Here is a 20,792-nt window from a genome sequence, read left to right on the forward strand (position 1 = left end):
CCTGCTCGCGTGCGCCATCCGTCCGGATGGCTGATTATTGGCTGGGGTCGTCCCGACGTCTGTTCGTTCGCGGGACACGCAACCATGGACAGACCTCCGAAACAACGGATTAGGCCCGATATTACTGGTTGGAACGTTTTTGCGATAGTTGGGCGAATCGTAGGGGGCGCCGGGCAGGCCGGCGCCATCGCACATCGCGAAATGTCAGGCGGGTGACAGGAAAGTGCCGTCGACGACGGTGACGACCTGGCCGCCGATCCAGGTGGTGCCGTCTTCGTCATAGCTGACGACGATGCGGCCGTCGCGGCCGATCGCCGTACCCTGGCGGGCCGTATACGACTGGCCGGGGCGGCGTTCCTGCCGCGTCAGCAGCCCGGCGAGCGCGGCGTTCGCGCTGCCGGTGACGGGATCCTCGCCGAAGCCGAAATTGCCGCCCGTCATCAGGCAGCGGATTTCGAACGTCGCGGGGCCGCCTTCGGCGTGCGGCGCGTAGACCGCGATGCCGTCCGTGCCGTAGCGGTGCGTGAGCGCCGCCAGTGCGGCCGGATCGGGCGTCAGGCCGATGCAGGCATCGGCCGACTTCAGCCGCATGACCAGCCATGGTGCGCCGTTGTCGACCGCGCACGGCTCGGCATCCAGATCGAGCGCGTCACTGCGCAACGCGGCAGCCAGCGCCGCGTAGTCAGAACGGTCGAGCGGCGTGACGCGCGCCGGCGGCGCGGCGAACGCCCAGCCGTCGGCCTGCTCGCGCAGCGCGACCCGGCCGACCCCGCACTGCTGGATCAGCCGGCCCGGCGTGCGCGGCTGTGCGCCGCTTTCCAGGAACGCATGCGCGGTGCCCAGCGTCGGGTGACCGGCGAACGGCAGTTCGCCCTCCGTCGTGAAGATCCGGACGCGGTAGTCGGCTTCCGGATCGGTCGGCGTGCAGAGGAAGGTCGTTTCCGACAGGTTCGTCCAGCGGGCGATCGCGAGCATGTCGTCGTCGCCGAGCGAATCGGCGTCGAACACCACGGCGAGCGCGTTGCCCTTGAACGGCACCGACGTGAACACGTCGACCTGCTTGAAACGGACGAGACGGCCGGGCATCGTGCTGCGTTCGTTACGCAACTTCGGCGATCAGCTCGATCTCGACGCACGCGCCGAGCGGGATCTGCGCGACGCCGAATGCCGAGCGCGCGTGCTTGCCGGCGTCGCCGAACACTTCAGCGATCAGTTCCGACGCGCCGTTCGTCACGACGTGCTGTTCGGTGAAGTCGAGCGTCGAGTTGACGAGGCTCATCAGCTTGACGATGCGCGTGACCTTGTTCAGGTCGCCGGTGTGCGCGTGCAGCGTCGCGAGCAGGTCGATCGCGATCGAGCGGGCGGCGGCCTTGCCGTCTTCCGTCTGCAGATCCGCGCCGAGCTTGCCGGCCCAGACCTTGCCGTCCTTCTTCGCGATGTGGCCCGACAGGAACACCGTGTTGCCGGTTTGCGCGCTCATCACGTAGGCGGCGGCCGGTGCGCCGGCGGTCGGGAGCTCGATGCCGAGCGACTTCAGCTTGTCGTAGACGTTAGCCATGGATGCGATTCCTCGTAGAGAGTCGTGACAGGAAAAAGGGGATCAGAGACGTTCGCGCAGCAGCTTGCCGAGGCGCGCGACGCCTTCCTCGATCTTCTCGGGCGGCACCGTCACGAACGACAGGCGCAGCGTGTTCTGCTGTGCGTTGTCCGCGAAGAACGGCGCGCCCGGCACGAACGCGACGTGGTTGTCGACGGCCGTGGCGAGCAGCTTCATGCTGTCGATCTGCGCGGGCAGGTTCACCCAGATGAACATCCCGCCTTCCGGGCGGTTCCACGTGACGCCTTCCGGCATGTGGCGCTCGAGCGCGCCGAGCATCGCGTCGCACTGCGCGCTGTACAGCTCGCGGATCGTCGGGATGTGCTCGTCGAGGAAACCGTCCTTGATCACTTCGTGCGCGATGCGCTGCGTGAGCGTCGGCGTGTGCAGGTCGGTGGCCTGCTTGGCCTGCACGAGCTTGAAGTGGAGTTCCTCGGGGGCAATGATGTAGCCGATCCGCAGGCCCGGTGCGAGCACCTTCGAGAACGTGCCGAGGTGCACGATGTGATCGGGCGCCATCGACAGCATCGTCGGCAGCGGCTCGCCGCGGTAGTTCAGCGCGCCGTACGGATCGTCTTCCAGCACCGGGAACGGGCTCGACTGCGCGAACGCGGCGAGCGCGCGGCGGCGCTCGACGGGCAGGCGGCGGCCGGTCGGGTTCTGGAAGTTCGGCTGCGCGTACAAGAGGCGCGCGCCTTGCGTGAGTTCGGACGTGAGGCCGTCCGGCAGCAGGCCCTGCTCGTCGGTCGGCACCTGCACGTAGCGCGGCTCGTACAGCGAGAACGACTGCAGCGCGCCGAGGTAGGTCGGGGTTTCGACGAGGATCGGGCTGCCCGGATCGACGAGCGCCTTGCCGAGCAGGTCGAGCGCCTGCTGCGAGCCGGTCGTGATCAGCACCTGCGACACGCGCACGCTGTAGCGCTCGGCGATCCATTCGCGCAGCGGCAGGTAGCCTTCGGTCGCGCTGTACTGGAGCGCGGCGGCCGGCGCGTCGCGCAGCACGCGGTCGGCGGCGGCGCGCATGCGCTCGGCCGGGAACGTGGCAGGGGCGGGCAGGCCGCCGGCGAACGAGATGACCTCGGGGCGTTCCGTGACCTTCAGGATTTCGCGGATGGCAGAGCTCGTCAGCTTGCGTGCGCGTTCGGAAAGCTGCCAGTGCGGCGGATGCAGGTCGCTCGGATTCATAGTCTCCTCGTTCGGATATCGTGGTCAGTCAAGAAAGGTCGTTCGGGCAAATCGCGTCGACGCCGCCGGGTGGGCGGGCACGAGCGCGATAGAGCCTTCGCGGCCGGGTGGGCAAACCGATCAGGCAAAACGTCCATTATGGCGCAGCTGTTCAGCCGGCGCGAGCCGGTTGCGCGGCGGTGGCGACCGCCGAGCGGCGCCCGAGCACCACGGTGGCGATTACCGCGGCCGCGAACAGCCACGTCGACGGCGTCACCGTTTCGCCGAACAGCAGCGCGGAAAAAGCGATCGTGAAGAAAATCTGCAGCAGTTGCACCTGGCCGACGCGTGCGATGCCGCCCATCGCGAGCCCCGCGTACCACGCGAAAAAGCCGATGAATTGCGAAAAGAGGGTCACGTAGCCGAACGCGAGCCAGGTGCGCAGCGCGAGCGGGCCCGGATGCACGGCATGCTGCGTCCATGCGAGCCAGCCGACCGGCAGCACGAGGAACGGCGCGGACACGACGAGCGCCCAGCAGATCACCTGCCAGCCGCCGATCTGGCGCGCGAGCCGCGCGCCTTCCGCATAACCGAGCGCGCCGATGCCGACCGCGACGAGCATCAGCGCGTCGCCGGCCTGCACGGTGCCCCCGCCGTCGCGCAGCGCGAACGCGATCACGAGCGCGCTGCCGGCCACCGCGCTGGCCCAGAACGCCTTCGACGGCCGCTCGTGCGACAGCCAGGCCGCATACAGCGCGACGAACAGCGGCTGCAGCCCGTTGACCACCGCGCCGTGCGACGCCGGTACCGTTTTCATCGCCCATGCGGAGAACACCGGGTACGCGATGATCACGCCGAGCGACGTGATCGCGAGGCTTTTCAGCTGCGCGCGGGTCGGCAGCGGCTCGCGGCGCCACCACAGTAGCAGGCCGGCCGGCACCGCGGCGGCGAGCGCGCGGCCGAGCCCGTTGAGCAGCGGATGGAGTTCGGAGACGACGATCCGCGTCATCGGCAGCGTCAGGCTGAAGATCATCACGCCGATGAGGCCGAGCAGCATGCCCCGGGTTTCGCGCGAATTCATGAAATGGGTGTCTCCGTGTTGCCGGTATTAGATGTAGTCGGGGGCGGCGTGGCGCTCAGCGCAGCGTGCGTGCGCCCTGTGGCGTGTCGAATTCGGCGACCAGCGCGGGCGGGCCGTCGGCGGCTTCGAGGTCGAGCAGGTGGCCGGCGCCGAGCCAGTCGAGCTGCTCGCGGAGCGCGTCCGCGCGCGGGTGGGTGCCCTTGAGCGCCTTCAGCGCGACGCCGTCGCCCGGCAGCGATTCGGCCGGGTGGTGCGCGCTGTCCCACTGGATCAGCGACGGCAGGAGGCCGTCGCCCGCGCCTTGCCACGCGGGGAACGCGCCGTCGTCGGGCACCGTGAGGCCCCAGCTCAGGTCACCGCGCCGCATCGCGACGACCGGCGGGATGCGTGCCGGGTACTGGCTCTGCCACAGCGCGAGCTGGCGCGGACGATCGACCCGCGCGACCCAGTGCGCGAGAAACGGGCCTTGCGCAAGCCGCGCGTGCATGGCCGGATCGTCGAGGCCGAACAGCCGCGCGCGGGGCGGCTCGGCGCCGGCGTTCGGAGGAGGCGCATCGGGATCGATCGCGATCACTTCGAGGTAGAGCCCGCCCCACGCGCCGAACAGCGCATTGTGGGTCCGCATCAGCGGGTGGCGGCCGCCGCCGGCAGGTTCGATGCCGAGCGCGTCGGCGACGTGGCGGATGCCTTCGTCGAGCGTGCGCGCGGCGATCACGAGGTGGTCGAGTGTCAGGGAGCGGGCTGGCATGAACGTCGGTCGGGAAGCGAAAGTGTCATGGTGGGCAGGCGATGCGCCGGGCGGTGGCCGGACCGGCCGGCGTACCGGCCGCGAGACGGGCCGGTGGGCGCGGTGCCAGGTGCGGCGGAGCCGGAACGGTGGCCGCACGGCTGCCATTCCGGTCAACTGTAATCGTCGCTACCGGCACAGTAACGGTACAATCGGCGCGATAGCCTTCGGTACAGTTGGAGCTGCCGCCCATGTCCACCGTCCCACTCGCCCAGATTCCCGTGCCGCACGACACGGCCACGCTCACGCTCGTCGACCAGCTTGTCCAGTGGGCGCGACGGCGCATCGACGAGCGCGTGTTCCGGCCCGGCATGCGGATGCCGTCGATCCGCAAGCTCGCGCTCGACAAGAGCGTGTCGCGTTTCACCGTCGTCGAGGCGTACGAGCGCCTCGTCGCCCAGGGTTACCTCGACTCGCGGCGCGGCTCGGGCTTCTACGTGCGCGAGCGCACGGGCGCCGGCCCGCAGCCGGCCGACGGCGTCGCACGCGTGGCCGAGGCCGCGCCGGTGCACAACACGATCGACGTCGTCTGGTTGCTGCGCAACATGCTGCATACCGTCAGCCCGGAAAAGGGGCCGGGTCTCGGCTACCTGCCGGGCCGCTGGCTCGACGGCGAACTGATCACCGGTGCGCTGCGGGCGCTCGGGCGCCAGTCCGGCGCGCAGATGCTCGGCTTCGGCACCGCGCAGGGCTTCCTGCCGCTGCGCCAGCAACTGCAGACACGCCTCGCCGAAGTGGAGATCGGCGCGAAGCCCGAACAGATCGTGCTGGTGTCGGGGATCACGCAGGCAATCGACCTGATCGCGCGGATCTACGTGAAGCCCGGCGATGCGGTGATCGTCGGCGATCCGGCCTGGTTCCAGATGTTCGGGCGCTTCGCGGCGCAGGGCGCGCAGCTCGTCGGGATGCCGTACACGCCGGACGGCCCCGATCTCGACGCGCTCGAAACGCTCGTCCAGATGTGGCGCCCGAAGATGCTCGTGATCAATTCGGTGCTGCAGAACCCGACCGGCACGTCGCTGTCGGCCGCGCAGGCGTTCCGGATCCTGAAGCTCGCGGAGGCGTACGACTTCCTCGTCGTCGAGGACGACGTGTACGGCGACCTGTGCCCGCCGAGCTACCCGGCCACGCGCCTCGCGAGCCTCGACCAGTTGAAGCGCGTGATCTACCTCGGCAGCTATTCGAAGACGCTCGCGGCGAACCTGCGGGTCGGCTACGTCGCGTGCGCGCCGGAGATCGCGAAGGCGGTCACCGACCAGAAGATGCTGGTCGGGATGACGACGCCCGAGCTCAACGAGCGCGTGCTGTACAAGATCCTGACCGAAGGGCATTACCGGCGCCACGTCGAGCGGCTGCGCGCGCGGCTCGACGGCGTGCGCGACAAGACCGCGCGGATGCTCGAGCGCACGGGGCTCGGCCTGTTCACGATGCCGGCGGCCGGGATGTTCCTGTGGGCCGACACGGGCGTCGATTCGGACGCGCTCGCGGCAGTCGCGCACGAGGCCGGCTTTTTGCTGACACCGGGCAGCCTGTTCTCGCCGCAGCAATCGCCGTCCACGTGGATGCGCTTCAACGTCGCGAACTGCGGCGATCCCGCGCTGCCGGCGCTGCTGTCGCGCTATATCGATTCCGCCGTGCGCCGCGCATCGTGAATAGGCGCGGCAGGCCGGCTCTTGAAATGCCGCGCGCCGTCCCCAGATACGCGCGCAAACCGCTGGCGCCAGGCGGTCGTCCTTGACGGGTCCGCCGGCATCGCGCGCCGGGCGCCGGCGTCACCCTTTTCCAGTTCAAGTAAGAGGAAACAGCATCCATGGCACACGAAACGATGAGCTTTCAGGCAGAGGTCAAGCAACTCCTCCACCTGATGATCCATTCGCTCTACAGCAACAAGGAAATCTTCCTGCGCGAACTGGTGTCGAATGCGTCCGACGCGGTCGACAAGCTGCGTTTCGAAGCGCTCGCGGACAACGCGCTGTACGAGAACGATCCGAACCTGCGCATCCGCATCGGCTACGACAAGGCCGCGCGCACGATCACGATCGACGACAACGGCATCGGCATGAGCCGCGACGAAGCGATCGCGAACCTCGGCACGATCGCGCGTTCGGGCACCAAGGAGTTCTTCACGAAGCTGTCCGGCGACCAGCAGAAGGATGCGGCGCTGATCGGCCAGTTCGGCGTCGGTTTCTACTCGGGCTTCATCGTCGCCGACAAGATCACCGTCGAGACGCGTCGCGCGGGCCTGCCGGCGAGCGAAGCCGTGCGCTGGGAAAGCGCGGGCGAGGGCGATTTCACGATCGACGCGATCGAGCGCGCGCAGCGCGGCACGACGATCACGCTGCACCTGCGCGAAGGCGAGGACGACCTGCTGTCGTCGCACCGCCTGAAGTCGATCATCCAGAAGTATTCCGACCACATCGCGCTGCCGATCCTGATGCAGAAGGAAGAATGGGATCAGGAAAAGGGCGAGATGGTCCTGAAGGACGAGGACGAGACCGTCAACCAGGCGAGCGCGCTGTGGACGCGGTCGAAGAGCGACGTCACCGACGAGCAGTACACGCAGTTCTACCAGCACATCGCGCACGACCACCAGGATCCGCTCACGTGGACGCATAACCGCGTCGAGGGCCGCAGCGAATACACGCAACTGCTGTTCGTGCCGTCGCACGCGCCGTTCGACCTGTGGAACCGCGACTATCGCGGCGGCCTGAAGCTGTACGTGAAGCGCGTGTTCATCATGGACGACGCCGAGCAGCTGCTGCCGCAATACCTGCGTTTCGTGAAGGGCGTCGTCGATTCGGCCGACCTGCCGCTGAACGTGTCGCGTGAAATCCTGCAGGAAAGCCGCGACGTGAAGGCGATCCGCGAAGGCGTGACGAAGCGTGCGCTGTCGATGCTCGAAGAGCTCGCGAATGCGGAAGAGGACGCCGGCAAGGAGAAGTACAAGACGTTCTGGGGCGCGTTCGGCCAGGTGCTGAAGGAAGGCCTCGGCGAGGATCACGCGAACCGCGAGCGCATCGCGAAGCTGCTGCGCTTCGCGTCGACGCACGGCGACACCGACGCGCAGGACGTGTCGCTCGCCGATTACGTGTCGCGCATGAAGCCCGAGCAGAGCAAGATCTACTACGTGACCGCCGATACGTGGCAGGCCGCGAAGAACAGCCCGCATCTGGAAGTGTTCCGCAAGAAGGGCGTCGAGGTGCTGCTGCTGACCGACCGCGTCGACGAATGGATGCTGTCGTTCCTGCACGAATTCGACGGCAAGCCGCTCGCGAGCGTGGCGCGTGGCGACCTCGATCTCGGCGAGCTGAACGACGAGGAGAAGAAGGCGCAGGAGCAGGCGAGTGAAGCGATCAAGCCGGTCGTCGAGAAGATGAAGGAAGCGCTCGGCGACAAGGTGAAGGAAGTGCGCGTCACGTTCCGCCTGACCGATTCGCCGTCGTGCCTCGTCGCGGACGACAACGACATGAGCGGCTACCTGCAGCGCATGCTGAAGGCGGCCGGCCAGAACGCGCCGGCGATGCAGCCGATCCTCGAGATCAACCCGGAGCATGCGCTCGTGAAGCAGTTGAACGCCGATAGCGCCGATTTCGGCGACTGGTGCCATCTGTTGTTCGACCAGGCGCTGCTGGCCGAAGGCGGCATGCTCGACGATCCGGCAAGCTTCGTGAAGCGGACCAACGCGCTGCTGCTGTCGCGCGCCGCGTGAACGCGCGGATGCGATTCGACGGCGGTCAGGCCGGCTGGCGCGAGACGCCGCGCCCTGGCTGCACGCTCGATCAGCGTGACTGGCTGACGCGCGGCGGATCGCTGACCGCGCACCTCGCGCGGCTCGGCCGCGTGGCCGTGCGCGTGACGCGCGAGGCCGTCGACTGCCCGTGGTTCGACGAGCCGGACGCGCTCGCCAGTGCGCCGCGCGCACCGATGTGGGTGCGCGAGGTGATCCTGTCGGTCGACGGCGAGCCGTTCGTCGCCGCGCACAGCATCGCGCCGCTCGCGGCCAGCAAGGGCGTGTGGCAGGCGATGCGACGGCTGCGCACGCGGCCGCTGGCGGAGCTGCTGTACAGCGATCCGCAGGTCGAGCGTTCGGCGCTCGTCAGCCGGCGCGTGATCGCCGGCCATCCGCTGTATGCGCTGGCGAGCCATGCGCTTGGCGGCGCGCGTGCGCCGCATTCGTTCGCCGCGCGGCGCTCGGTGTTCCAGCGTCACGGCAAGCCGTTGATGGTCACCGAGTGCATGCTGCCGGCGCTGTGGCGCCATCTCGGTGCGCACGGCGACGGGCCGCGCTCGGGCGGGCCGGGCGGAGGCGCGTGATGTTGCGGGGTTTTCCGCCGGTCGTCGCGGCGAATACGCACACGATGATCCTCGGCAGTTTTCCGGGCGAGGCGTCGCTCGATGCCGCGCAGTATTACGCGCATCCGCGCAACCACTTCTGGCGATTGTTGGGTGCGGTGCTCGGCGAGCCGGGGCTGCATGAACTCGCGTATGACGCACGGCTCGAGCGCGTGTTGAAGCACGGCATCGGCATCTGGGACGTGCTCGATGCGTGCCATCGGCAAGGCAGTCTCGATTCCGCGATCCGCAATGCGAAGCCGAACGACTTCGCGTCGTTGCGCGAGCATGCGCCGTTGCTGAAGAAAGTGTGTTTCAACGGGAAGACGGCGGGGCGGTTTGCCGAGGTGATCGGTCAGGCCGGATACGACACGCTCGTGCTGCCTTCGTCGAGCCCGGCGAATGCGATGCTGACGTTCGAGCAGAAGCTCGCGCAGTGGCGTGGAATCCTTTCCTGAAGGATCGGGCCCTTGCAGCATCTGCCATCGGCCTCCCGACGCGATCGGCCAGGCGCGGCCGTCACGCTGCGAAGACGACTTCGATGTGCCCTTCGACTTCCGATTGACGATCGGGCCCGACGACGATGTGCACGTCGCGTCCGAGCTTCGCCAGACATTCGAGCATCTTCGTTTCGCTGACGCCGCGAAACTGCCCTCGCAGCATGTTCGACAGCTTCGGCTGCGTGATGCCGAGCAACCGGGCCGCGTGCTGCTGTGTCCATTGGCGCGCCTTGATGATTTCCGCGATCTTCGCGGCGAGTTGGGCTTTCACCCGCATTTCGGCGGCATCGTGCATGCCGAGATCGGCGTAGACGTTGCCGCTGCCCTGTTCGATTTCGATCATCGCCTTACTCCTTGTGCGTGTGCTTCGGCCGCTTTCAGACGTTCGCGGACGAGATTGCTGTCCGGCCTCGGTGTTGCGATACCGATCGACGACTTCTTCTGGAAACAGTGCAGCACGTACACGCTGCTGCCGAGCTTCACCGTATAGACCGCGCGATACGTGCCGTTGTCTTCCGATTCAACGATCTCGAGCACGCCGGCCGAGCCGAATCCTTTCAACGGCTTGGCCTGATCGTGCTTGCGTCCCGTCTGCGCCAGATACAGCGCATAGCCGAACGTGTCCTGCACGGCTTGCGGCATCGCTTTCAAATCCTTGCGCGCTGAGCCGAGCCAGTACAGCGGTTTGATGTATGGATCCATCGACGAATTTATCCCTATTTGGGTATATTTTCAAGCGGTGCGCACGAACGCCGTGCGGCCGCTCAAATGCGGCATCGCGAGCGTGCAGGGCGGGGTGGTCGGGGCAGCAGTCGGCAGATCGAGCAGCACCGACGGGTGACGCCGGTTCAGTACCGGATGCGGGCGTGGCGAAGGCGAATGCGCATGTGACCTGCCGAGCAGGGCCGATTCGTCACATTCTTGCGTTGCGCGGGACCCGAGACAATTCAGCCGTTCGACAGAGCGCTGTCACGGCGTATCGATGATGGAAGGCGGACAGGTGTTTCTTCCCGGCCCGCCGTTGCAGCAGCGGGGCGAGCGAAGCTCAATCGTCCCTGCCCCATCGCCACCGCGGCTTCTCGCCCTTTACCCAGCACACCGCGGTGAGCAGCGTGACCAGCACGACGATGCAGGCGCCGTACGCGAACGGCGACTCGCGTGGTGGCACGAGCCATGCGCTCGCGACGATCCCGATCGCGAACAGCAGCAGCACGACCCACCCTTGCCAGGCCACCGGCAGGCCCCATCCCCAGCCGTAGCGTTTGGCCGGAAACCAGATCTTCCTTTCGTTCGACGTCATGTGTTCTCCAGTGATCCGCGAATGCAGCGTAGCGCCGACGCGATCCAACGTCACGCGAGGCCGCGCGTGGGTCTCCGTTCTCCTACCAATGCTATCCTCTCGTCCGCTAAAACCAGCTTCACCCAGCGAGATTCACACATGACCCGACTGATCAAGCGCGCATCCGCCGAGGCGCGCGCGTCCAAGCGCAGCAAGCCGTCCGCGTACAACGGCTCCGACAAACTCCAGCCGCCGCGCGTGAAGCGCCGCCCGGAGATCGACGAACACGACGACGTACCGGTACTCGAAGCCCCGCGCAAGCCGCGCTTCGCGCCCGTCACGTTCTCGGAAGAGGGCGGCGTGCGCTTCCTGCACTTCGGTACCGAATGGGTGCAGGGCGCGATGCGGATCTCGAAGCCGCTGCATATCGAGCTCGAATACGCACAGCAGATGATGGCGTGGCTACTGTTCCTCGAAACGCCCGAGCGGATCGTCCAGCTCGGGCTGGGCACCGGCGCGCTGACCAAGTTCTCGCACCGCTTCCTGCCGCACGCGAAGGTCGAGGCCGTCGAGCTGAACCCGGCCGTGATCGTCGCCGCGCGCACGATGTTCGCGCTGCCGCCCGACGATGCACGCCTCGCCGTGCATGAAGCCGACGCGTGGGATTTCGTCAACGACCCGGCCAACCGCGGCACGACGGGCGCGATCCAGATCGACCTGTACGACGCGACCGCGCGCGGCCCCGTGCTCGACAGCGTCGCGTTCTACCGCGCGGTGCGCGGCTGCCTCGCCGACGCGGGCATCGCGACGATCAACCTGTTCGGCGATCATCCGAGCTTCGTGCGCAACATGAAGCACCTGAACGCGGCGTTCGACCACCGCGTGATCGCGCTGCCGGAAGTGCATGACGGCAACCGGATCGCGATCGCGTTCTCGGGCCCCGCGCTCGACGTGTCGTTCGCGCAGCTCGACGAACGCGCGAAGCTGATCGAGGACACGCTGAAGCTGCCCGCGCGCAAGTGGGTGAAAGCCTTGAAAGAAACGACCGGCGCACGCGACAGCGCGTTCGCGATCTGACGCTTCATGCACCGGCGGCATGCCGGTGCAACCACGCGACAAGGGGCGGATCACCTCGGGTTCGCCCCTGCTTGACCGCGTGCGAGCGGCTCCTATACTGGCGCGAAGCCAGGGGAGCCGCAGCCTACCCGTTTTGCGCTCCTCTCGGCGCCGTACCCGCTCAACAAGATCGATAACCGGGAAAGATGAGGAGACGTCATGGCTCACGATGCCGACGCCAACCGGGCCGCCAAGCGCTGGCTCTGGCTGCTGGTACTGCCGCTGATTGCGATGGTCTGGGTACCGTCGTACAGCAAGATCGAACCGCAATGGTTGGGTTTTCCGTTTTTCTACTGGTACCAGCTGCTTTGGGTCTTCATTAGCGCGGTGATCACCGCGTTCGTGTACTTCAAGACCAAGAACGCGTGGAAGGCGAGCGGCCCGCAGGGAGGTGCGCGATGAATCTCGGCGCAACCTTCGTCTTCGTGCTGCTGTTCATCGGCGTCACGATCATCGGTTTCCTGGCCGCGAACTGGCGGCGCGGCGATCTCGCCCATCTCGACGAATGGGGCCTCGGCGGCCGCCGCTTCGGCACGATCGTCACGTGGTTCCTGCTCGGCGGCGACCTCTACACGGCCTACACGTTCGTCGCGGTGCCCGCACTCGTGTTCGGCGCCGGCGCGATGGGCTTCTTCGCGCTGCCGTACACGATCCTGATCTATCCGTTCGCGTTCGTGGTGTTTCCGAAGCTGTGGAGCATCGCGAAGCGGCACGGCTACGTGACGGCCGCCGACTTCGTCAACGCACGCTACGGCAGCCGGATGCTCGCGCTCGCGATCGCGGTGACGGGCATTGTCGCGACGATGCCGTACATCGCGCTGCAGCTCGTCGGCATCGAGGTGGTGATCGGCGCGCTCGGCTTCGACACGACCGGCTTCGTCGGCGACCTGCCGCTGATCATCGCGTTCGCGATCCTCGCCGCGTACACGTACACGTCGGGCCTGCGCGCGCCCGCAATGATCGCGATCGTCAAGGACATCCTGATCTACATCACGATCGCCGCGGCGGTCATCGTGATCCCGGCGAAGCTCGGCGGCTTCGGGCACATCTTCGCGAGCGTGCCGCCCGCGAAGCTGCTGCTGAAGGCGCCCGACGCGATGAGCCTGAACGGCTACAGCGCGTACGCGACGCTCGCGATCGGCTCGGCGCTCGCGCTGTTCCTGTATCCGCACTCGGTGACGGCGATCCTGTCGTCGTCGTCCGGCAACTCGATCCGCCGCAACATGGCGATGCTGCCGGCGTATTCGTTCGTGCTCGGCCTGCTCGCGCTGCTCGGCTACATGGCGCTTGCATCGGGCGTGAAGGACATGCCGCAGTACGCGCCGTACTTCAAGGCGTTCGGCCCGAACTTCGCGGTGCCCGCGCTGTTCCTCCAGTATTTCCCGTCGTGGTTCGTCGGCGTCGCGTTCGCGGCGATCGGCATCGGCGCGCTGGTGCCGGCGGCCATCATGTCGATCGCGGCCGCGAACCTGTACACGCGCAACATTCACCGCGAGTTCGTGAACCGCAACATGTCGCACGAGCAGGAAACGCACGTCGCGAAGCTGGTGTCGCTGATCGTGAAGGTCGGCGCCGTCGCGTTCATCCTCGGGCTGCCGCTGACCTACGCGATCCAGCTGCAGCTGCTCGGCGGGATCTGGATCATCCAGACGCTGCCGGCGATCGTGCTCGGCCTGTACACGCGCGTGCTCGACCATCGCGGCCTGCTGGCCGGCTGGGCGGCCGGCATCGTGTGCGGCACGTGGATGGCGATCTCGCTGAAGCTGGCCGGATCGATCTTCACGATCCACCTGTTCGGCCTCGCGATTCCCGGCTATGCGGCCGTGTGGTCGCTGATCGTGAACCTGGTGGTGGCGGTGGCGGTGAGCGTGCTGGTGCGCGTGATGGGCATGGCGCATGCGGAGGATCGCACGCGGCCGGAGGACTATCTCGACGTGGTGGAAGGCTGACGCCGCCTGCCCGGCCACGCAATGAAAAAGCCCGCCACCGGCAAGGTGGCGGGCTTTGTTTTTCGTGTTATCCCTGCGCGCGCTCCGCGAGGTTCTCGCGCTGCGAGAGATCCTCGACGTTGACCATCCAGTGCACGCCGAAACGATCCTTCGCCATCCCGAAGCCGAGCGCCCAGAAGGTCTTGCCGAACGGCATCGTCACTTCGCCGCCGTCGGCGAGCGCATTGAACAGCTTCTGGCCTTCCTCGACCGTCGCCGGGTTCAGCGACAGCGAATAGCCGGCGTGCATGCCGCCGCCGGGCTGGCTGCAGTCGCCGTCCGAGCACATGATCATCGACTCGCCGATCGTGAAGCTCGCGTGCATCACCTTGTCGGCCATCTCCGGCGTCATCGGGTAGTCGGGATTCGGCGGCGCGTCCTTGAAGTGCATCTTGAACATCGTCTTCGCCCCGAGTGCCTTTTCGTAGAACTGAAGGGCTTCGTCGGCGCGACCGTAGAACGTCAGGTACGGTTGGACTTGCATCGTTGTCTCCTGTATTGAGGGGGCCGGCCTGCGCATCCGCGCGGGTTCGGCGTCGAGCAAGACTGACTGGGAAAGGGCGCCTCGGGAAGCGGCCGGTGCACCCGTGACGTGGATTGTAGTGCGCGTGCTTGACGATGGAATGAAAATTAAAAACGGCCGCGAACATGACGTTCGCGGCCGTGTGCGGCGGGCGTGCTGACGGCTGTTGCCAGTGCTGCTGACAGCCGCTGACGCTTGTCGTGGCTCAGCGGCTCAGCAGCTCAGCGCAGCGAGTCGACCAGCTTCTCGAGCTTCACCGCATCGGCGGCGAATACGCGGATGCCTTCGGCGAGCTTCTCGGTTGCCATCGCGTCGTCGTTCAGCTGGAAGCGGAACGCGGCCTCGTCGATCGCGACACGCGCGGCGGGCTTGTCCTGCAGCGCTTCCGGCGACAGCTTGCGCGTGACCGTTTCGTTGCTGTCCTGCAGCTTCTGCAGCAAATCGGGACTGATCGTCAGCAGGTCGCAGCCGGCGAGCTCGGTGATCTGGCTGGTCGTGCGGAAGCTCGCGCCCATCACTTCGGTCGTGTAGCCGAACGTCTTGTAGTACGTGTAGATGCGGCGCACCGACTGCACGCCCGGATCGTTCGCACCACCGTCCTTCTCTTCATTCCACTCGGCGCCGGCCTGCTTCTTGTACCAGTCGTAGATGCGGCCGACGAACGGCGAGATCAGTTGCGCGCCGGCTTCCGCGCATGCAGCGGCCTGCACGAGCGAGAAAAGCAGGGTCATGTTGCACTTGATCCCTTCCTTCTGCAGCACTTCGGCCGCGCGGATGCCTTCCCACGTCGACGCGAGCTTGATCAGGATGCGCTCGCGACCGATGCCGGCTGCTTCGTACAGCTTGATGAGTTCGCGGCCCTTGTCGATCGAGCGCTGCGTATCGAACGACAGGCGTGCGTCGACCTCGGTCGACACGCGGCCCGGGATCAGCTTCAGGATCTCGGTGCCGAATGCGATCAGCAGGCGGTCGATGATGAAATCGGTGCTTTCGTTGCGATGATCGCGGACGGTTTTCTCGAGGATCGGCTTGTACGCATCCTTCTGGACGGCCTTCAGGATCAGCGACGGGTTCGTGGTCGCGTCCTGCGGCTGGTATTGCGCAAGCTGCTGGAAATCGCCCGTGTCGGCGACGACGGTCGTGTACTGCTTCAGCTGGTCGAGTGCGGTAGTCATGGCGATTCGGAAGAAGGGCGCAAGGCGCCGGGTTCTCACGGGCCGCGCGAACGCGGCGGCGAAGCGAGGCGGCGCCGGGCACCGCCTCCGATCCGCTATTCTAGGCCCGATTCGTGTCGGGCACGTTCTGGCGTGTCCGAAGGCCGCAGCGGCGGGCGCGGTGCCGCGTCACGCGGGGCGGCGCGCGTTCAGGATCACCTGCGTGACGATCCCCGCGACGAGCCCCCAGAATGCCGAGCCGATCGACAGCAGCGTGAGGCCCGACGCGGTCACCATGAACGTGACGAGCGCGGCTTCGCGCTGCTTCACGTCCTGCATCGCGTTCGCGAGGCCGCTCATGATCGAGCCGAACAGCGCGAGCGCGGCGACCGACACGACGAGCGCCTTCGGCAGCGCTGCGAACAGCGCGGCGATCGTCGCGCCGAAGATCCCTGCGACCAGGTAGAACGTGCCGCACCACACGGCGGCCGTGTAGCGTTTCGCGTGATCCTCGTGCGCTTCCGGGCCGGTGCAGATCGCGGCCGTGATCGCCGCGAGGTTGACGCCGTGCGAGCCGAACGGCGCGAGCAGCAGCGACGCGAGGCCGGTGGTCGCGATCAGCGGCGACGACGGGGTCCGATAGCCGTCCGCGCGCAGCACCGCGATGCCCGGCACGTTCTGCGACGCCATCGCGACGACGAACAGCGGAATGCCGATGCTGACGATCGACGCGATCGAGAACGCGGGCATCGTGAACACGGGCTTCGCGAACGCGATGTGAAAGCCGCTGAAGTCGAGCAGGCCGAGACCGCCGGCGACTGCCGTGCCGACGATCAGCGTCGTCACGATCGCGTAGCGCGGCGCGAGCCGCTTGATGATCAGGTAGGTGAAGAACATCGCGAGCACGAGCGCCGTCTGGAACTGCGCGGCGCGGAAGATCTCGATGCCGATCTCGAACAGGATGCCCGCGAGCAGCGCGGCTGCGATGCCGGCCGGAATCTTGCGCATCAGCGTGTCGAACAGCCCGCTCACGCCGACGGCCGTCAGCAGCACCGCGCAGACGACGAATGCGCCGATTGCCTCGGGGTAGGGCACGCCGGGCAGCGAGGCGATCAGCAGCGCGGCGCCGGGCGTCGACCACGCGACGACGACGGGCGCGCGAAAGCGCAGCGACAGGCCGATGGTCGTCAGCGCCATGCCGATCGACAGCGCCCAGATCCACGACGAGATCTGCGCATCGGTGAGGTGGGCGGCGCGGCCGGCCTGGAACATCAGCACGAGCGAACTCGTATAGCCCGTCATCATCGCGACGAAGCCGGCGACGAGGGCCGAGACGGAGGTATCGGCGAAAAAGCGGCGGCCGCCGGCGCGGCTGGCGCTCGCGGTGGGCGAGGGGTTCATGCTATCTCCGGGGGGAGGCCGCTCGGACGCGGCCTTCGTGTCTGGGTGGGGGCGTTACTTGCTGAGTGCGCGCATCGCGGTTTCGAGGCCCGCGAGCGTGAGCGGATACATGCGATGGCCGAGCAGGTCGCGGATCACCGCGACCGACTGCCGGTATTCCCATAGCCGCTCGGGCTCGGGATTCAGCCATGCATGATGGGGGAACTGGTCGGCGAGGCGGCGCAGCCATACGGCGCCGGCTTCCGGGTTGTTGTACTCGACCGAGCCGCCGGGCTGCAGCACTTCGTACGGGCTCATCGTTGCATCGCCGACGAAGATCAGCTTGTAGTCGGGCGTGAACTTGTGCAGCACGTCCCACGTCGCGGTGCGTTCCGAGTGGCGGCGGCGATTGTTCTTCCACAGGTGGTCGTACACGCAGTTGTGGAAGTAGAAGAATTCCAGGTGCTTGAATTCGGCCTTCGCGGCGGAGAACAGCTCCTCGGTGCGCTTGATGTGATCGTCCATCGAGCCGCCGACGTCGAGCAGCATCAGCACCTTCACGTTGTTGTGGCGCTCGGGCACCATCCGCAGGTCGAGCCAGCCCGCGTTCGCGGCGGTGCTGCGGATCGTGCCGGGCAGGTCGAGCTCCTCGGCGGCGCCTTCGCGCGCGAAGCGGCGCAGCCGCCGCAGCGCGACCTTGATGTTGCGCGTGCCGATCTCGACGGAATCGTCGTAGTCGCGATACGCGCGTGCTTCCCACACCTTCACCGCGGTGCGGTTGCCGTTCGACGGGCCGCCGATGCGCACGCCTTCCGGGTTGTAGCCGCCGTGCCCGAACGGCGACGTGCCGCCGGTGCCGATCCACTTGTTGCCGCCTTCGTGGCGCTCCTTCTGCTCGTCGAGCAGTGCCTTCAGGCGCTCCATCAGCTTGTCGAGCCCGCCCATCGCCTCGATCTGCGCCTTCTCTTCAGGCGACAGCTCGCGCTCGAGGCGCTTCTCGAGCCAGTCGAGCGGAATGTCGAACGCTTCGGACGGCAGCGCGGACACGCCGTGGAAATACGCGCCGAACGCCTGGTCGAACTTGTCGAAGTACTGCTCGTCCTTGACGAGCGTCATCCGCGCGAGGAAGTAGAACGCGTCGATCGACGGCGAGATCAGCCCGGCCTTCAGCGATTCGAGCAGCGTCAGGTATTCCTTCACCGAGACGGGCAGCTTGGCTGCGCGCAGCGCGTAGAAGAAATTGAGCAGCATGGCCGGGCCTTCGCGGGTGAGAGAGGATTACCGGTTGTGCCGGTTCATGTAGACGAGCCGTTCGAGCAGGCTCAGGTCCTGCTCGTTCTTCAGCAGCGCGCCCGCGAGCGGCGGCACGATCTGCTTCGCATCCACGCCGCGCAACTGGTCGGCCGGGATGTTCTCGGCGAGCAGCAGCTTCAGCCAGTCGAGCAACTCGGACGTCGACGGCTTCTTCTTCAGGCCCGACACGCCGCGCAATTCGAAGAAACTCTCGAGCGCCGCGCGCAGCAGCTCCTCGCGGATGTCCGGGAAATGGACCGCGACGATCTTCTGCATCGTCGCCGGGTCGGGAAACTGGATGTAGTGGAAGAAGCAGCGGCGCAGGAACGCGTCGGGCAGCTCCTTCTCGTTGTTCGACGTGATGATGACGAGCGGGCGGTGCTTCGCGCGGACCGTTTCCCGTGTTTCGTACACGTGGAACTCCATCCGGTCGAGCTCGCGCAGCAGGTCGTTCGGGAATTCGATGTCGGCCTTGTCGATCTCGTCGATCAGCAGCACGCTCGGGTGCTCGGCATCGAACGCCTGCCACAGCACGCCCTTGACGATGTAGTTCGAGATGTCCTTCACGCGCGCGTCGCCGAGCTGCGAATCGCGCAGCCGCGAGACGGCGTCGTATTCGTACAGGCCCTGCTGCGCCTTCGTGGTCGACTTGATGTGCCACTGCAGCAGCGGCATGTCGAGCGCGGCGGCCACTTCCTCGGCGAGCATGGTCTTGCCGGTGCCGGGCTCGCCCTTGATCAGCAGCGGGCGTTGCAGCGTCAGCGCGGCATTGACCGCGAGCTTCAGATCGTCGGTGGCGACGTAGTGCGAGGACCCTTCGAAACGCATGGCGGCGCTCTTCTCAATCGGGGAAAAAACCCAGTATAAGTCAGAAGGGCTGTCCGGTTGGGCCACGCCCGCGTATCGTTGCGGGGCTGTGGCGGGGCGAACCGGGGTGCCTTGTGGACGCGTTCCCCGCCGACGCGGTACAATCTGGCCGTTTTTTTTGGCCTGCGTGGCGACCTGATAAGCATAACGGCGCGGGCCGTTGCCGCTTCGGCGCCAGTTTCCCCTCAAGCTAGGTTACAAGAGCTATGAACAAATTCGTCGGCAAACACGTCGTTGTCGCAGCGCTCGTGGCGCTCGCGGGCAGCGCGCAGGCGGCCGGTGTGGTCGGCAACCCGAAGGACGGGGCGAGCAAGGCCGCCATGTGCATCGGTTGCCACGGCATCCAGGACTACCGCGCGGCGTACCCGGAGGTCTACCGGGTGCCTGTCCTCGGCGGCCAGAACCAGCAATACCTCGAGAACGCGCTGAAGGCCTATCGCAAGAAGGATCGTCACTTCCCGTCGATGAATGCGATCGCCGGTTCGCTGACGGACCAGGACATCGCGGATCTGGCGGCGTACTACGCCGTCCAGAAGGCCGACACGAAGGACAATCCCTACAAGTAAAGCGCGCGCCGCCGATCTGACCGGCGGGACAGGAGCATTCATGAACAACGCATTCAAGACGGCGGCGGTTGCACTGGCGGCCGGCCTCGCGATCGGTACCGCGCACGCAGCGGACACCACGAAGGGCAAGGAACTGGTCGAATCGCACAACTGCGCCGCCTGCCACGGCGCGCAGATGAACAAGCCGATCAACGCCGAATATCCGCGCCTCGCGGGGCAGCACGCCGACTACCTCGTGTGGGCGATGCGCCAGTACCAGATGGGCCTGACGAATCCGCTGCTCGGTCGCAACAACGCGATCATGCAGGCGCAGGTGCAGAGCCTGTCGGTCAGCGACATGAAGGACATCGCGGCCTACATCGAGTCGCTGAAAGAAACCGATCTCGTGTTCAAGAAGTAAGCGCGACGGGCCCGACGGGCTCGCGCAGCAAAAATACCCCGCCATGGCGGGGTATTTTTTTGTCCGCGCGCCGGCGCCGCGGCGCTCAGTCGCGCGACGCGCGACGCAGGATGCGCTGCAGGTACGCGTCGGTATCGGGCGGCGTGCTCGTGCGCTGGGCTTCCCAGATCGTCTCGCCGAGGCATTCCATGATCACGTGCTGCGCGTCGTGGGTCGAGTCGAGCTTGGCCGCGAGCTTGTCGTGCGCGGCGCGGATGCCGGGCGGCTGGTCGATCGACAGCTGCTCGCTGATCGCGAGATGCATCGACAGGTGCAGGAACGGGTTCGTGCGGCCTTCCTCCGGCGTGTACTCGCGTGCGGTCGCGCCGTCGGCGTCGGCGAGTTCGTCGTGGTATTCGGGATGCTCGACGATCCAGTCGGCTGCCATTGCTTCCAGCGGCGTCAGGATCTCGCCGGCGCGCTGCTTGCGCCAGGTCTCGGTGAAAAAGCGACGCACTTCGTCGCGGCTTGGATTGAACATGGTGGGGAAACGTCGTGATTCGGACGGCGTGATGCCGCGTCGCGCATTGTACGCCGGGTCGGCGCACGGCGCTGGCGGCGGGCGCGGAGCGGGGTTTGCAGTGGCAATGGCGGCAGTGGTGTCAGTGGCGGTCGCCCATGGGTCGCGCCGGCGCGCGGCGCGGGCCGGTCGTCGGCGCCCGCCACCGGCGCCGGGGAACGGGTAAGCGCGGGCTAGGCTCGCCGCCGCCGCGCCGTTACACTCCG

The 20,792-nt window shown here is 66.9% G+C and carries 23 protein-coding genes; 9 read left to right on the plus strand and 14 right to left on the minus strand.

Going from position 1 to position 20,792, the window contains the following annotated elements; translation table 11 throughout:
- Window positions 1-204: 204 nt before the first annotated feature.
- From CFB34_RS28420 to CFB34_RS28440, 5 genes are all read right to left on the minus strand, one after another.
- Entirely contained in the window at window positions 205-1,086 is an 882-nt protein-coding gene (locus CFB34_RS28420) for a PhzF family phenazine biosynthesis protein (protein WP_089440732.1), read from the minus strand.
- A 13-nt stretch (window positions 1,087-1,099) separates the two neighbouring features.
- Window positions 1,100-1,558, minus strand: coding sequence for a RidA family protein (locus CFB34_RS28425; RefSeq protein WP_011352811.1), 459 nt, complete (start codon window positions 1,556-1,558; stop codon window positions 1,100-1,102).
- A gap of 42 nt (window positions 1,559-1,600) precedes the next feature.
- A complete protein-coding gene (locus CFB34_RS28430; protein ID WP_089440731.1) occupies window positions 1,601-2,782 on the minus strand; it encodes a PLP-dependent aminotransferase family protein in 1,182 nt (393 codons plus the stop codon).
- Window positions 2,783-2,933: 151 nt separating this feature from the next.
- Complete coding sequence (locus tag CFB34_RS28435) at window positions 2,934-3,842, minus strand: DMT family transporter (protein ID WP_089440730.1); 909 nt, start codon at window positions 3,840-3,842, stop codon at window positions 2,934-2,936.
- Window positions 3,843-3,897: 55 nt separating this feature from the next.
- The gene (locus CFB34_RS28440) at window positions 3,898-4,590 is read right to left on the minus strand and encodes a VOC family protein (protein WP_089440729.1); all 693 of its coding nucleotides are present in this window, start codon (window positions 4,588-4,590) and stop codon (window positions 3,898-3,900) included.
- 230 nt (window positions 4,591-4,820) lie between these two features.
- Here CFB34_RS28440 and CFB34_RS28445 point away from each other — a divergent pair, with 230 nt between their 5' ends.
- The 4 genes from CFB34_RS28445 (at window position 4,821) to CFB34_RS28460 (ending at window position 9,419) form a co-directional block, all read left to right on the plus strand.
- The gene (locus CFB34_RS28445) at window positions 4,821-6,281 is read left to right on the plus strand and encodes a PLP-dependent aminotransferase family protein (protein ID WP_089440728.1); all 1,461 of its coding nucleotides are present in this window, start codon (window positions 4,821-4,823) and stop codon (window positions 6,279-6,281) included.
- A 158-nt stretch (window positions 6,282-6,439) separates the two neighbouring features.
- Window positions 6,440-8,338, plus strand: a complete 1,899-nt coding sequence (htpG, locus tag CFB34_RS28450) for a molecular chaperone HtpG (RefSeq protein ID WP_089440727.1) — start codon at window positions 6,440-6,442, stop codon at window positions 8,336-8,338.
- 8 nt (window positions 8,339-8,346) lie between these two features.
- Window positions 8,347-8,943 (plus strand): chorismate lyase, encoded by a 597-nt coding sequence (locus CFB34_RS28455; RefSeq protein ID WP_089441312.1) that lies wholly within the window; start codon window positions 8,347-8,349, stop codon window positions 8,941-8,943.
- The gene (locus CFB34_RS28460; RefSeq protein ID WP_089440726.1) at window positions 8,943-9,419 is read left to right on the plus strand and encodes a DNA-deoxyinosine glycosylase; all 477 of its coding nucleotides are present in this window, start codon (window positions 8,943-8,945) and stop codon (window positions 9,417-9,419) included. The genes CFB34_RS28455 and CFB34_RS28460 overlap by 1 nt, the downstream gene beginning before the upstream one ends.
- 61 nt (window positions 9,420-9,480) lie before the next feature.
- On the opposite strand, the gene CFB34_RS28465 is transcribed toward CFB34_RS28460, so the two are convergent.
- The 3 genes from CFB34_RS28465 to CFB34_RS28475 form a co-directional block, all read right to left on the minus strand.
- Complete coding sequence (locus CFB34_RS28465) at window positions 9,481-9,804, minus strand: helix-turn-helix transcriptional regulator (protein ID WP_046544689.1); 324 nt, start codon at window positions 9,802-9,804, stop codon at window positions 9,481-9,483.
- Window positions 9,801-10,163: a type II toxin-antitoxin system RelE/ParE family toxin gene (locus tag CFB34_RS28470; RefSeq protein ID WP_089440725.1), complete on the minus strand. Its 363-nt coding sequence runs from the start codon at window positions 10,161-10,163 to the stop codon at window positions 9,801-9,803. The genes CFB34_RS28465 and CFB34_RS28470 overlap by 4 nt, the downstream gene beginning before the upstream one ends.
- Before the next feature lie 343 nt (window positions 10,164-10,506).
- On the minus strand, window positions 10,507-10,761 hold the full coding sequence (locus CFB34_RS28475) for a hypothetical protein (protein WP_071334800.1): 255 nt from the start codon (window positions 10,759-10,761) through the stop codon (window positions 10,507-10,509).
- Between the two features lie 138 nt (window positions 10,762-10,899).
- Here CFB34_RS28475 and CFB34_RS28480 point away from each other — a divergent pair, with 138 nt between their 5' ends.
- From CFB34_RS28480 to CFB34_RS28490, 3 genes are all read left to right on the plus strand, one after another.
- Window positions 10,900-11,817, plus strand: coding sequence for a spermidine synthase (locus tag CFB34_RS28480; RefSeq protein ID WP_089440724.1), 918 nt, complete (start codon window positions 10,900-10,902; stop codon window positions 11,815-11,817).
- A gap of 198 nt (window positions 11,818-12,015) precedes the next feature.
- Window positions 12,016-12,258: a DUF3311 domain-containing protein gene (locus tag CFB34_RS28485; protein ID WP_011352801.1), complete on the plus strand. Its 243-nt coding sequence runs from the start codon at window positions 12,016-12,018 to the stop codon at window positions 12,256-12,258.
- Complete coding sequence (locus CFB34_RS28490; protein ID WP_089440723.1) at window positions 12,255-13,805, plus strand: sodium:solute symporter family protein; 1,551 nt, start codon at window positions 12,255-12,257, stop codon at window positions 13,803-13,805. The genes CFB34_RS28485 and CFB34_RS28490 overlap by 4 nt, the downstream gene beginning before the upstream one ends.
- Before the next feature lie 67 nt (window positions 13,806-13,872).
- On the opposite strand, the gene CFB34_RS28495 is transcribed toward CFB34_RS28490, so the two are convergent.
- From CFB34_RS28495 to CFB34_RS28515, 5 genes are all read right to left on the minus strand, one after another.
- Complete coding sequence (locus CFB34_RS28495) at window positions 13,873-14,328, minus strand: VOC family protein (protein WP_089440722.1); 456 nt, start codon at window positions 14,326-14,328, stop codon at window positions 13,873-13,875.
- Window positions 14,329-14,588: 260 nt separating this feature from the next.
- A complete protein-coding gene (tal, locus tag CFB34_RS28500; RefSeq protein ID WP_089440721.1) occupies window positions 14,589-15,542 on the minus strand; it encodes a transaldolase in 954 nt (317 codons plus the stop codon).
- A gap of 168 nt (window positions 15,543-15,710) precedes the next feature.
- Window positions 15,711-16,922, minus strand: coding sequence for a benzoate/H(+) symporter BenE family transporter (locus CFB34_RS28505; RefSeq protein WP_089440720.1), 1,212 nt, complete (start codon window positions 16,920-16,922; stop codon window positions 15,711-15,713).
- Window positions 16,923-16,976: 54 nt separating this feature from the next.
- Window positions 16,977-18,152: a VWA domain-containing protein gene (locus CFB34_RS28510; protein ID WP_034190734.1), complete on the minus strand. Its 1,176-nt coding sequence runs from the start codon at window positions 18,150-18,152 to the stop codon at window positions 16,977-16,979.
- A gap of 27 nt (window positions 18,153-18,179) precedes the next feature.
- Window positions 18,180-19,022, minus strand: a complete 843-nt coding sequence (locus tag CFB34_RS28515; RefSeq protein ID WP_089426034.1) for a MoxR family ATPase — start codon at window positions 19,020-19,022, stop codon at window positions 18,180-18,182.
- Window positions 19,023-19,267: 245 nt separating this feature from the next.
- Here CFB34_RS28515 and CFB34_RS28520 point away from each other — a divergent pair, with 245 nt between their 5' ends.
- Window positions 19,268-19,627, plus strand: a complete 360-nt coding sequence (locus tag CFB34_RS28520) for a c-type cytochrome (RefSeq protein WP_011352793.1) — start codon at window positions 19,268-19,270, stop codon at window positions 19,625-19,627.
- Window positions 19,628-19,667: 40 nt separating this feature from the next.
- A complete protein-coding gene (locus CFB34_RS28525) occupies window positions 19,668-20,027 on the plus strand; it encodes a cytochrome c (RefSeq protein WP_011352792.1) in 360 nt (119 codons plus the stop codon).
- Between the two features lie 85 nt (window positions 20,028-20,112).
- Here the strand turns inward: CFB34_RS28525 and CFB34_RS28530 are convergent, their stop codons facing one another.
- Window positions 20,113-20,547 (minus strand): DUF1841 family protein, encoded by a 435-nt coding sequence (locus tag CFB34_RS28530; RefSeq protein WP_011352791.1) that lies wholly within the window; start codon window positions 20,545-20,547, stop codon window positions 20,113-20,115.
- Window positions 20,548-20,792 lie beyond the last annotated feature (245 nt).

It is taken from the genome of Burkholderia sp. HI4860 (genome assembly GCF_002223045.2).
Taxonomy (GTDB): domain Bacteria; phylum Pseudomonadota; class Gammaproteobacteria; order Burkholderiales; family Burkholderiaceae; genus Burkholderia.